Consider the following 12,619-nt stretch of genomic DNA (forward strand, 5'->3'; position numbering starts at 1 on the left):
ACAAACACATCAGGGTGATCGATTTGTCCGGTCAGGGAAAGCAGGCAGCAAACTGGCAGCAGCGTTTGTCCGCGGGGTTGAAGGCCTGGCGCTTCGGCTCGGTGCTGGGCGTTTTTCTGCTGGTGATGCTGGGTATTGGCTGGCGTCTGGTCGATCTGCATGTGGTGGATAAGGAGTTTCTGCGCCAGCAGGGCGATGTCCGGACCATCCGGGTTGAGTCGATTGACGCTCATCGTGGCGTGGTCAGCGATCGCCATGGTGAGCCATTGGCGGTCAGCACCCCGGTTCAGACACTGTGGGCAAACCCCTCTGAAACTGATCCTGATGATCCCCGGTTGGCGGGTCTGGCTCGCCTGTTGGGTATGACTGAAGGTTCGCTGCGGGAGCGTTTGCGTACGTTTGCGGGTCGTGAATTCATCTATCTGCGCCGGAAAGTTCAGCCCAGCCTGGCGCGTGAAGCGCTGGATCTTGGGATCGGTGGCATCTATGCCCGGCAAGAATACCGTCGGTACTACCCTGCCGGAGAGGTGACTGCGCATGTGGTCGGTTTCACCAATATCGACGAACTGGGGCAGGAAGGGATTGAACTGGCCTATAACCAGTGGCTAACCGGCGAGCCCGGGCGCAAGCGGGTACTCAAGGACAATCGTGGGCGTGTCATCAAAGACCTGATGCTGATCCGGGATGCCCGGCCCGGCCGGGATCTTGAGCTCAGCCTGGACCTGAGGCTTCAGTACCTGGCCTACCGGGAACTCAAGGCAGTGGTGACTGCTCATAATGCCCGGGGCGGCACGCTGGTCATGCTGGACGTGGATACCGGTGAAGTTTTGGCAATGGTTAACCAGGGTTCATACAACCCCAATGACCGGGCCCAGTTATCCGCGGATAATCTGCGCAACAAAGCAATCACCGACTTGTTTGAGCCAGGCTCCACCATCAAGCCGATTACCATCGCGGCGGCACTGGAGTCCGGCAAGTACCAGGTTAACAGCACCATAGACACCTCACCCGGCTTTCGCCGATTTGGTCGTTTTACCATCCGGGATGCGCGAAATTACGGAACCATGGACCTGACAGAAATGATCGTCAAATCCAGTAACGTGGGGGTCAGCCAGATTGCCACGGAGCTTGGGGGCGATGTGTTGAGGAATCTGTTCGCCAGGATGGGGTTGGGGCAGGCAACCGGTATCGGCTTCCCAGGGGAAGCCGTTGGTGTTTTACCGGCACCGCCAAGGTGGCGCCCGGTTGAAGAGTCCGCATTGTCTTACGGCTACGGTATGAGTGTGAATGCCTTGCAGTTGGCCCAGGCTTACATGGTGATCGCCAATGGTGGCATCCGGTACCCGTTAAGCCTGATGAAACAGGAAGCTCCACCCCAAGGCCGGCGAGTGTTGAGTGAAGATGTCGCATTGGCCGTGCGCGGTATGTTGAAGGAAGCCGTGGCACGGGGTACCGGTGGTCGTGGCCAGCCAGGCCTGTACGCTGCCGGCGGCAAGACCGGGACGGTTCACCTGGTGGGCGCCCGGGGTTATGAAAAGAGTCAGTACAAAGCGATATTTGCGGGCATGGCGCCGATTGATGACCCGCGTATCGTGACGGTTGTGGCCGTGGATGCGCCCCAATCCGGAGAGTACTACGGTGGCGAAGTGGCGGCCCCTGTATTCGCCCGGGTGATGGGTGACGCACTGCGACTGCTGAATGTGAAGCCTGAACTGGAAGTCAGCGGGGCCAAAGCGCCCCGTCGGGCCTCCGGAGAGAGAGGGTAACACCATGTGCATCACATCTATCAGCAACTTGTTACAGGGTATTGTCGACGTGCCATCGGTGTTTGATGTCACGATTCATGGCCTGAAGACCGACAGCCGAACGGTGACGTCGGGGGATGCGTTTATCGCACTGGCCGGGGCTCGAACGTCATCGGAGCAATACGTTGACCAGGCGATATCGGCGGGTGCCACTGCGATACTTCTGGAAGCTTCGGAATCGAGGGAATGCCACGAGCGCCATGGCGCGTTGGTAGTGCCCGTGGTTGGGCTCCGGGCCCAGTTGGGACGGATTGCAGATCGATTTTTCGAGCACCCCTCCCGGCATTTGCGCCTTATTGGCGTGACCGGTACCAACGGGAAAACATCGGTCACCCAGTACATCGCACAACTTTTGAAGGAAACCGGCACCCCCTGCGGTGTGCTGGGCACGCTGGGGTATGGCATGCCAGGTAACCTCCAGCCGGCAACCCACACCACACCAGACGTTGTGCAGGTCAACCGGGTGCTGAACCGTATACGCCACGACGGTGGTCGTGCCGCGGTGATGGAAGTGTCATCCCACGCATTGGATCAGGGGCGGATTGACAAGCTGACCATGACCGGAGCGGTGTTTACCAATCTTACACGGGACCACCTGGACTACCACGGCTCCATGGAAGCCTACGGCGAGGCCAAAGCCCGATTGTTTCGCAGGGAAGAGCTGCACTTTGCGGTAATCAACTTTGACGATCCTTTTGGGCGGCAGTTATTCGAACAGCTCAATGGGCAATGTGACCGGGTTCGTTACAGCCTGCATGAGGCTCAGACCGAGTTGTGGCTGAAAGATTTCGCGCCGGTGGCGACTGGCTTCCGGGCCCGTGTTGATGGCCAGTGGGGCGAATTCGACCTGCAGGTGCCGTTATTGGGTAGCTTCAACGCCAGCAATGTACTGGCGGCACTGGCTACGGTCCTGACGCTGGGGGTGCCTGTTGACAGGGCAGTCGCCGCAACGGCAGGGCTGACCCCGCCACCGGGGCGGCTGGAGCGGTTCACCGGTGCCGACGGCCGGAACGTGGTTGTGGACTACGCGCACACGCCGGACGCCCTCGCCAATGCCTTGGCGGCCCTGCGCTCCCACGTCACCGGCCGGCTGATCTGCGTGTTCGGTTGTGGTGGTGACCGGGACCCCGGAAAGCGTCCGGAAATGGCCCGCGAGGCGGAGAAACAGGCAGATGTGATCATCGTCACCGATGACAACCCTCGATCTGAACACCCGGCGCGGATTGTCCGTGATATTGAGCAGGGTTTTTCAAAGGAAGGGTGTTTCAAGGTTATCCATGACCGCGCTGAGGCGATAGCGGCAGCGGTGACCATGGCCGGGCCGGAAGATCTGGTGCTGATCGCCGGGAAGGGACATGAAGCCTGGCAGGAGATTGCCGGGCAGAAGCTTCCGTTCAGTGATGCAGAGCAGGTTCGCCACCTATTGAAGCTGAATGGGGGTGTGGCATGATGCGCGCCTTTTCGCTGGCGGAGGCCCGCGACTGGTTGCAGGCAACCGTTGCCGGATCCGTTTCTGCGCTTGATGCGGTTCGGTTTGACGGCGTTTCCACCGACACCCGGTCTGTGGTGCCAGGGCAGCTGTTTGTGGCACTGCGAGGCGAGCGGTTTGACGGTCACGGATTTGTCCGGCAAGCGATGGAGCAGGGAGCGGTTGCGGCGGTTGTGGATACCGCCGACAGCTCCCTGGCGATCCCACAGTTGGTGGTCGCCGATACGGTGGATGCGCTGGCGCGGCTCGCGGCCGGAAATCGCGATGAAAGCAGCGCTCGCTTGTTGGCGGTGACCGGCAGCAGTGGCAAAACCACGGTCCGGGAAATGACGTCGGCGATTCTTGCGGGCATGGGGCCGACTCTGACCACGGAGGGCAACCTGAATAATCACATCGGGGTGCCGCTGACCCTGTTCCGCCTGGCACCAGAGCACCGGTTTGGTGCCATTGAGTTGGGTGCCAGTGGCCTGGGAGAAATTGCCCACACGGTGGCGGTGGTTCGCCCAGAAGTGGCAATCCTGACCAACGCCGGCCAGGCACATCTGGAAGGCTTCGGCAGCTACCAGAACATTGTACTGGCCAAGGGTGAAATTATTGATGGTGTGCCCGCCGATGGGGTGGTTGTGCTGAATCGCGACGACCCCGCTTTTGACCAGTGGCGCGAGCGGGCGGGCCGGCGCCGGGTGCTGAGCGTTTCCCGGCTCGGGGTTTCAGATGCTGACTATCAGGCGGTCGCCAGCACCCCGATGTCAGAGGGGTTTGAAACCGAAGTAACCGGTCCGGAAGGCTGGCATTGCAAGGTTCGTATACCGCTGGCCGGCGAACACAACATAACCAATGGTCTGCTGGCGCTGGCGGCTTGCCGGGCGCTGGGAGCCACGGATCAACAGATCGTGGACGGCCTCGCAGGGGTGCAGGCGGTGAAAGGGCGATTGCAGGTACTGAACCCCGCAGCCGATTTGACCGTGATTGATGACAGCTACAACGCCAACCCGGCGTCCATGATCGCTGCCCTGAATGTGCTGGCGGGTTACCCCGGTACTCGGGTGGCGGTATTGGGTGCCATGGCGGAGCTGGGTGCGGAGGCTGCCGAGTTGCACCGGCAGGTGGGTGCCCATGCCCAGGCCAAAGGCATTGAGCGCCTGTTGGCGGTAGGCCCGGGTGCAGAGGCATACGAGGCCGGTTTTGGTGCCGGCACTGAAATTTTCCAGAGTCATGAGCAGGCTGTGCCGGCCATCGTGGATGGCCGGCAGGGCGCTATAACAGTTCTGGTGAAAGGTTCTCGCAGTTCCGCCATGGATCGCGTGGTGGAGGGGATTCAGACAAAGGTGAAAAACACATGCTGCTCTGGCTGACAGAGATTCTATCGCAATACTTTTCCGCACTGACGGTGTTTCAGTACCTGACCCTGCGCGCCATTCTGGGCGTGCTCACAGCGCTGTTGATATCGCTGCTGATCGGGCCGGTGATGATTCGCAAGCTAAGCCAGTACCAGATTGGCCAGGCGGTGCGTGATGATGGTCCGCAGACCCATCTCAGCAAAGCCGGAACACCGACCATGGGCGGTGCGCTGATTCTGGTGGCGATTGCGATTTCCACCCTGTTGTGGGCGGATCTGAGCAACCGCTACGTCTGGGTGGTGCTGTCTGTCACGCTGCTGTTTGGTGCGATTGGCTGGGTTGATGATTACCGTAAAGTGGTTGAGCGTAATCCCCGTGGCCTGCCTGGGCGCTGGAAGTATTTCTGGCAATCGGTCATCGGCGCTGCCGCAGCTATTGTGCTTTACATGACGGCATCGCTGCCCCAAGAGACCTCGCTGTATCTGCCATTCCTGAAAAACGTATCACTGACCCTGGGGCCGGTGATGTTCATTCTTCTGACCTACTTTGTGATCGTTGGTAGCAGCAACGCCGTGAACCTGACCGACGGTCTGGATGGCCTGGCCATCATGCCGACGGTGATGGTGGCGAGTGCGCTGGCGATCTTTGCCTATGTGTCTGGTCATGCCCAGTTCGCCAACTATCTGCTGATTCCACACCTGCCGGGTGCCGGTGAGCTGATCGTGTTCTGCTGTGCGCTGGTCGGGGCGGGGCTTGGTTTTTTGTGGTTCAACACCTATCCGGCTCAGGTGTTCATGGGGGATGTAGGTGCACTTGCACTGGGCGCTGCCCTGGGCGTGGTGGCCGTGATTGTCCGCCAGGAGATCGTGCTGTTCATTATGGGCGGCGTGTTTGTGATGGAAACCATCTCGGTGATCCTGCAAGTGGCTTCGTTCCGGCTGACCGGGCGTCGCATTTTCCGCATGGCGCCGTTGCATCACCATTTTGAATTGAAAGGCTGGCCCGAACCGCGCGTTATTGTGCGTTTCTGGGTGGTCACTGTGGTTTTGGTACTGATTGGCCTGGCCAGTCTGAAAATCCGATAGGAAGTGGTTACAGCTATGAGTGTCATTGTTTCGGATCGTCGCACATTGGTAGTAGGGCTCGGTAAAACCGGGCTCTCCTGCGTGCGCTATTTGTCCGGAACGGGCCGCGACATTGCTGTGGCTGACAGCCGGGAAAACCCGCCCGGGCTGGAAGAACTGCGCGCGGGCTGGCCGGATATACCGGTCTATCTCGGAGCGTTTGATCCCTCGTTGTTTGCCGGTTTTAACGAACTGGTGGTCAGCCCGGGTATTGCCATTGCGGAGCCAGCCATTGCCGCTGCCGCCAAAAATGGCGCTCGAGTTCGCGGTGATATTGATGTGTTTGCCGACGCGGCAGATGCACCCATCATAGCCATCACGGGTTCCAACGGTAAGACAACGGTCACCACTCTGGTCGGGGAAATGGCCCGGGCGGCGGGGCGGAACGTCAAGGTTGGCGGCAATATCGGTACACCCGCCCTGGATCTCCTTGGTCAGGGCGCAGACCTGTATGTGCTGGAACTCTCGAGTTTTCAACTGGAAACCACCGAAGAGCTGAACGCCGAGGCCGCCACCGTGCTCAATGTCAGTGACGATCACATGGACCGTTACCCGGACAAAATGGCGTACTTTCAGGCAAAACAGCGGATTTACCGGGGCTGTAAGAACGCCATTGTGAATCTTGACGACGCCCTGAGCACTCCCATGGCGCGGGATAACCTGCGGTTTATCTGTTTTGGCTTTAATCGGGTGAACCCGGAGACCTTCAGCACCCGGGACGACGATCAGGGAACCTGGATAACCTTCGGGTTCGACAACCTGTTGCTGGCCAGCGAGCTCAAGCTGATGGGGCGGCACAACATCAGCAACGTGATGGCCGCATTGGCCCTTGGTCACGCAGCGGGCCTGCCAATGGAGACCATGCTTGGGGTGGCACGTGAGTTTACCGGCTTGCCCCATCGCTGTGAGTTTGTCCGGCATCTGGATGGCGTTGATTACATCAATGATTCCAAAGGCACCAACGTGGGTGCCACTGTTGCCGCGATCGAAAGCCTGGCGCCCCAAGACGGCCAGGTAATCCTGATTGCCGGTGGCGATGGCAAAGGCGCTGACTTCAAACCCCTGGCGGAACCCGCAGCCAGATACTGCCGTGCGGTCGTATTGATGGGGCGTGATGCCGACACCATTGCCAGGTCGTTGGCCGACGGTGTTGACATCGTTAGGGCAGAGTCGCTGGCCGAGGCCGTCGAGCAAGCGCGCCGGCTGGCGCAGCCAGGCGACCGGGTGGTGTTGTCACCGGCCTGCGCCAGTTTTGACATGTTCCGGGATTATAACGATCGCGGAGACCAGTTCCGTGTGTTGGTGGAGGCCCAGTGATGCAAGTGGGTGCAGCCAGTTACCGGCCACAAGCCTGGTTAGGTGATCTCCAGCCCCTGCCAGTGCTGGTGGTGACATCCGTTGCGCTTCTGGTGCTGGGCGTGGTGATGATTTCGTCTGCCTCCATGGATATGGCAGCGGCCACCATGGGCAACAGTTATCACTACGTGATCCGGCAGGTGCTGTTTGCGGCGCTCGGTTGCCTCATGGCCCTGGTCGCCGTGAATGTGCCGGTGTCCTGGTGGGAGCGCAGCGGGTGGCTGCTGCTGGGTGTCGGCATGCTCGTCTTGGTGCTGGTGCTCACACCCATGGGGCGCACAGTCAACGGCTCAACCCGCTGGATTCCTCTGGGACTGTTCAATGTGCAGGTATCCGAGGTGGCCAAGCTTTGCCTGATCGCCTATCTGGCCGGATACGTGGTTCGGCGCCGGAATGAGTTGCTGAACACCTGGTCCGGGTTTCTGAAGCCCCTGGTGGTGTTGGGCCTGGCGTCGGTGCTGCTGGTGATTCAGCCAGACTTCGGCGCCACCGTGGTGCTGGTCACCGCCGCAGCGGGCATGATCTTCCTTAGCGGCGTTCGGCTAACCCGGTTTGCTCCGTTGATCGGCATCCTGGCGTTGCTGGGAACCGTTCTGGTGGTTACCCAGCCGTATCGTCTGAAGCGGGTGGTGAGCTATCTGGACCCCTGGAAAGACCAGTTTGATACCGGGTACCAGCTTACCCAGTCGCTGATTGCTTTCGGTCGGGGCGAATGGGCCGGTGTTGGCCTGGGCAATTCGATCCAGAAGCTGTTCTATCTGCCGGAGGCACATACCGACTTCATCTTCGCCATCATCGCCGAAGAGTTTGGTTTGTTGGGCTCGCTGATTGTGTTGGCATTGTTCACCGCACTGGTGGTGAGCGGGTTGGTGATCGCGCGGCGGGCGGAGAAAGCGGGTATGCCGTTTGGTGCGTGCTTCAGTTATGGCCTTACCCTGCTGATGGGTCTGCAGGCGGGTATCAATATGGCCGTCAGCACGGGATTGTTACCCACTAAGGGGCTGACGCTGCCCTTGGTGAGCTACGGCGGATCCAGCCTGATGATGACCTGCATTGGTATCGGCGTGTTGGCAAGGGTTGAAATTGAACGGCTTGATAAGGTGCGAATGAATTCAGAACAAACCAGAAAAAAAACGCGGGGAGGTGCTGTGTATGAGTAAGCCCCGTCGTTTTCTGATGATGGCTGGTGGCACCGGTGGCCACGTATTCCCCGCGCTGGCGACCGCCCGTGCGCTGCAGGACAGAGGCCACGAGGTGTTCTGGCTGGGCGCAAAGGGCGGTATGGAAGAGCGGCTGATTGGCGAGACGGATATTCCGCTGTCGCTGATTCATGTTTCCGGGCTTCGTGGCAAAGGCAAACTGGTCCTGTTGCTGGCACCGATCCGCTTGATGCGCGCTCTGGGTGAGGCGTTCACCGTGCTGCGAAAGATCAAGCCGGATTGCGTTGTGGGCATGGGTGGCTTTGTGACTGGCCCGGGTGGCATCGCTGCCTTTCTGCAGCGTGTGCCCCTGGTGATCCATGAGCAGAATGCCATCGCGGGAATGACCAACCGTTGGCTGACTCGGGTTGCGGATACGGTGCTCGAAGCCTTTCCCGGGAGCTTTGGGGCGAACGTGGTAACCCGCTGCACCGGCAACCCGGTGCGCAAAGACGTCACCGAAATCGACGAGCCGGAGCGCCGCCTCAAGGGCCGGACCGGGCCGGTGCGTGTTCTGGTTGTGGGCGGCAGTTTGGGTGCCCGGGTTTTCAACCAGCAGGTACCAGCTGCACTGGCGTTGTTGCCGGAGGAACTGCGCCCGGAGGTTCGGCACCAGTGTGGTGAAAAAAATGCGCAGGAAGCCCGGGACGCCTATGAGGCTGCCGGTGTCTCGGCCAGTGTTGAACCGTTTATCCGGGACATGGCCGAAGCCTACGCCTGGGCAGATATTGTGGTGTGTCGGGCTGGAGCCCTGACGGTATCAGAACTCTGCGCCGCTGGCGTCGGGGCCGTGTTGGTCCCTTTCCCCCACGCGGTGGACGACCACCAGACCCGCAATGGCGAACACATGGTAAAAGCAGGGGCAGCCATTCTGATACCCCAGCAGATGATGACTCCGGATGTGCTGGCGGAGACCTTGAAAGATCTCGCAGGCGACCGGGAACGAATTTCGACAATGGCGACGGCCGCCCGCTCACTGGCCCGCCCTGATGCAACGGAGAGAGTCGTGAATTACTGTCTGGAGGCCGCCAATGGCTGAAGTAACCAATCCGCCGCTGGTCTATCAGGTGCCCGAAATGCGCCGTATTCGCCGTATCCATTTTGTTGGTATCGGCGGTGCGGGCATGAGTGGCATCGCAGAGGTGCTCAAGAACCAGGGTTACGACGTGTCCGGGTCGGACCTGAAAGAGAGTCCGGTTACCGGCCGCCTCCGCGCCATGGGCGTAGAAGTCCAGATCGGCCATCGGGCGGAGAACAGTGAGCAGGCAGACGTCGTGGTCGTCTCTTCTGCTGTCGCTGGCGACAACCCTGAGGTGACAGCCGCCCGCAGCCGCCGCGTGCCGATCGTACCGCGAGCAGAAATGCTGGCGGAAATCATGCGCTATCGCCATGGCATTGCCATCGCTGGCACCCACGGCAAGACCACCACCACCAGCCTGATTGCCTCGATTCTTGGGGAAGCGGGCCTGGACCCGACCTTTGTCATTGGCGGCAAGCTCAACAGTGCCGGTACCAATGCCCAGCTCGGTGGCTCCCGGTACCTGGTGGCAGAGGCTGACGAAAGCGATGCATCGTTCCTGCACCTGACCCCAGTGATTTCGGTGGTGACCAACATCGAAGCCGACCACATGGATACCTACGGCGGTGATGTTGAAAAACTGAAACAGACGTTCGTGGACTTTCTGCACAACCTGCCATTCTACGGCATTGCCGTGATGTGTGTGGATGACGCCTACGTGCAGGAAATCATTCCGAGGATATCCCGGGCCATCATTACCTACGGCATCGACAACCCGGATGCGGATTACCGGGCCGAGCAGATCAGTTCAGATGGTCTGAGAACCCATTTTGTTGTGCGCCGCCCAGGGAATCGCTCAGACCTGACGGTCGAGCTGAAAATGCCGGGCCGTCACAATGTTTTGAATGCTCTGGCTGCCATTGCCGTTGCCACCGATGAAGGGGTGGATGATCAGGCAATCTGTCGGGGCCTGGCGGGCTTTGCCGGTGTCGGCCGGCGCTTCCAGGTGTATGGCGAATACCGGATTCCGCAAGGGTCGGTAACGCTGGTGGACGATTACGGGCACCATCCCACGGAAGTGGAAGCGGTTATCCGTGCCGCACGCGATGCCTGGCCTGGCCGGCGCATTGTCATGCTGTACCAGCCCCATCGCTACACCCGTACCCGGGATTTGTACGAAGACTTTGTACGTGTGTTGTCGGAACTCGATGGCCTGTTATTGATGGATGTGTATTCAGCCGGCGAGCCGGCAATACCCGGTGCCGATGGCCGTGCCCTGTGCCGGAGTATCCGGCAGCGTGGCAAGGTTGAGCCGGTGTTCGTCGAGGAAAACCGGGAAATCGAAAACCTGTTGGAAAGTGCCCTGAAAGACGGCGACCTGCTGATTACCCAGGGTGCCGGCGATATTGGTGGCGTTGCTGCACGACTGGCTGCGGCGGGAGTGAGCAAGTGAGTGATTTGAGTCATACCAACGCACAGCCCTATCAGGCATCACCGGAACTGGTGAAAGCCTTCGGGCGCGTGGCGGTCTTCATGGGGGGCGATTCCGCAGAGCGGGCGGTGTCCCTGAAGAGTGGCCAGGCTGTGTTGTCGGCGTTGCAGTCGGCCGGCGTTGATGCCTTTGGTATTGACGTGCGTGGCTGCCTGCTGAAAACCGTCGAAGCTCCGGAGTACGACCGGGTGTTTATTGCCCTGCACGGCCGGGGCGGCGAAGACGGCACCCTGCAGGCGATTCTGGGGCAGGCGGGCATTCCCTACACCGGCAGCGAGGTTTTGGCCTCGGCACTGGCAATGGACAAGTTATGTACCAAGTATGTATTCCAGGGCTGCGGTCTGCCAACGCCTGCATTCCGGGCCATGACCTCCGCCGCGGAGGCGGATGAGATTATCCGGAGCCTGGGCACACCGTTGAGTGTCAAGGCGGCCCACGAAGGTTCCAGTATCGGGATCTTCAAGGTTCACAATGTCGAAGAGCTGGCGGAGGCCTATCGAAAGGCAGCGGAAATCGATGATCTTGTGCTGGTGGAGCAGTGGATTGAGGGGCCGGAATTTACCGTCAGCCTGCTTCAGGACAAAGCTCTGCCGGCCATTGGCCTGAGTACAGACCATACCTTTTACGACTACGACGCCAAGTATCTGGCCGACGATACCCGGTACCGGATTCCGTGTGGCCTGGCCCCGGACGATGAAGTCCGGTTGCAGCACCTGGCGCTGGACGCCTTTCGGGTGCTCGGGTGCAGAACCTGGGGGCGGGTCGACATCATGCAGGATGCTGACGGCGAATTCTGGTTGCTGGAGGCGAACACTGTCCCTGGTATGACTGACCACAGCCTGGTGCCGATGGCCGCCAAGGCAGCAGGCATCAGCTTCGAAGAGCTGGTCGTGCGGATTCTCAAGGACACTCTGCCGGAGGCGACGAATGCTTGAAACATTACTGATCCGGAGCCGGGCGGTACCGCCCGAGCCGCCCCGGCGACGGGGGGCAACCTCGGTCGGACCGGAGCGGGACCGGTTTGGTGTGTTGCGAGGGGTATTGTCGGCGGTGCCCTGGCTGCAGGTGGGGCTGGGCGCGACCATTGTTCTGCTGGCGGCCATGGTGCCCTGGGCAACCGACCGGCTGCTTACCGCCATGGACCAGCAGATCATTGCGGTGGATGTGCGCGGAGACTTTGTTGGCGACAGCTCGGTGGCCGTGGAGCGTGCTGCCGGAGCCTGGATTGGCAAGAGTTACTTCGCTACCGATCTGGCGGAGGTGAAAGCCGAACTGGAACAGCGGCCCTGGGTAGCCTCGGCCGCGGTCAGGCGGGTTTGGCCAGGGCGGCTGGAGATCGACATCCGGGAGAAAAAGCCATTGGCGTATTGGACGGATGGCCGGCTGGTAAGCAGGTCAGGCGAGCTATTCCTGCCGCCAAACCCGGAAGTGGCGGGCAGATTGCCCAGGCTGGCGGGGCCGGATGAGCGGGTGCGAGAGGTGATTTCCATGGCCCGCACCATGAGTGACCAGTTGGCCGGCTACGGGCTCGGATTTGCTGGCTTGTCCCTGGAACAACGGGGCGCCTGGACACTCACGCTGTCAAACGGCATTGAGGTGGTTTTGGGGCGCGACAAGGTTGAGCAACGTTTTGAGCGTTTTATTACGGTTTATGAGAACCGCCTGGCTTCGCGAGTGGACGAAGTCAGTCGGGTTGATGCCCGCTACTCCAACGGCGTGGCGGTGCAGTGGAAGTCGGATGTGGCAACCGCCGCGCCGAAATCCTGATAACGATTATTACGAACCTGGGGTTTGGT

General features: G+C 60.4%; 10 protein-coding genes. All 10 read left to right on the forward strand.

From position 1 onward, the window contains the following. The first annotated feature begins 23 nt into the window (after positions 1 to 23). Genes ASQ50_RS15610 through ASQ50_RS15655 form a run of 10 tightly spaced genes read left to right on the forward strand, consistent with a single transcriptional unit; the run spans position 24 to position 12,590 of the window. Positions 24 to 1,766, forward strand: coding sequence for a peptidoglycan D,D-transpeptidase FtsI family protein (locus ASQ50_RS15610; RefSeq protein ID WP_058091022.1), 1,743 nt, complete (start codon positions 24 to 26; stop codon positions 1,764 to 1,766). A gap of 4 nt (positions 1,767 to 1,770) precedes the next feature. Then, positions 1,771 to 3,255 carry a UDP-N-acetylmuramoyl-L-alanyl-D-glutamate--2,6-diaminopimelate ligase gene (locus tag ASQ50_RS15615; protein WP_058091013.1) on the forward strand — a complete coding sequence of 495 codons (1,485 nt, stop codon included), beginning with the start codon at positions 1,771 to 1,773 and terminating at the stop codon, positions 3,253 to 3,255. After that, positions 3,252 to 4,649 carry a UDP-N-acetylmuramoyl-tripeptide--D-alanyl-D-alanine ligase gene (locus ASQ50_RS15620; protein ID WP_058091012.1) on the forward strand — a complete coding sequence of 466 codons (1,398 nt, stop codon included), beginning with the start codon at positions 3,252 to 3,254 and terminating at the stop codon, positions 4,647 to 4,649. The genes ASQ50_RS15615 and ASQ50_RS15620 overlap by 4 nt, the downstream gene beginning before the upstream one ends. Further along, positions 4,634 to 5,719, forward strand: a complete 1,086-nt coding sequence (gene mraY, locus ASQ50_RS15625) for a phospho-N-acetylmuramoyl-pentapeptide-transferase (RefSeq protein ID WP_058091011.1) — start codon at positions 4,634 to 4,636, stop codon at positions 5,717 to 5,719. Before ASQ50_RS15620 ends, mraY begins: the two co-directional genes overlap by 16 nt. 15 nt (positions 5,720 to 5,734) lie before the next feature. Then, a complete protein-coding gene (murD, locus tag ASQ50_RS15630) occupies positions 5,735 to 7,075 on the forward strand; it encodes a UDP-N-acetylmuramoyl-L-alanine--D-glutamate ligase (protein WP_058091010.1) in 1,341 nt (446 codons plus the stop codon). Then, positions 7,075 to 8,274 (forward strand): putative lipid II flippase FtsW, encoded by a 1,200-nt coding sequence (gene ftsW / locus ASQ50_RS15635; protein ID WP_058091009.1) that lies wholly within the window; start codon positions 7,075 to 7,077, stop codon positions 8,272 to 8,274. Before murD ends, ftsW begins: the two co-directional genes overlap by 1 nt. Beyond that, positions 8,267 to 9,352, forward strand: coding sequence for an undecaprenyldiphospho-muramoylpentapeptide beta-N-acetylglucosaminyltransferase (murG, locus tag ASQ50_RS15640; protein WP_058091008.1), 1,086 nt, complete (start codon positions 8,267 to 8,269; stop codon positions 9,350 to 9,352). Before ftsW ends, murG begins: the two co-directional genes overlap by 8 nt. Next, entirely contained in the window at positions 9,345 to 10,784 is a 1,440-nt protein-coding gene (gene murC, locus ASQ50_RS15645; protein WP_058091007.1) for a UDP-N-acetylmuramate--L-alanine ligase, read from the forward strand. Before murG ends, murC begins: the two co-directional genes overlap by 8 nt. Beyond that, positions 10,781 to 11,758, forward strand: coding sequence for a D-alanine--D-alanine ligase (locus ASQ50_RS15650; RefSeq protein WP_058091006.1), 978 nt, complete (start codon positions 10,781 to 10,783; stop codon positions 11,756 to 11,758). Before murC ends, ASQ50_RS15650 begins: the two co-directional genes overlap by 4 nt. Next, entirely contained in the window at positions 11,751 to 12,590 is an 840-nt protein-coding gene (locus ASQ50_RS15655) for a cell division protein FtsQ/DivIB (protein ID WP_058091005.1), read from the forward strand. Before ASQ50_RS15650 ends, ASQ50_RS15655 begins: the two co-directional genes overlap by 8 nt. Positions 12,591 to 12,619: the final 29 nt, after the last annotated feature.

The sequence above is a fragment of the Marinobacter sp. LQ44 genome, from assembly GCF_001447155.2.
In the GTDB taxonomy this organism is placed as follows: Bacteria; Pseudomonadota; Gammaproteobacteria; order Pseudomonadales; family Oleiphilaceae; genus Marinobacter.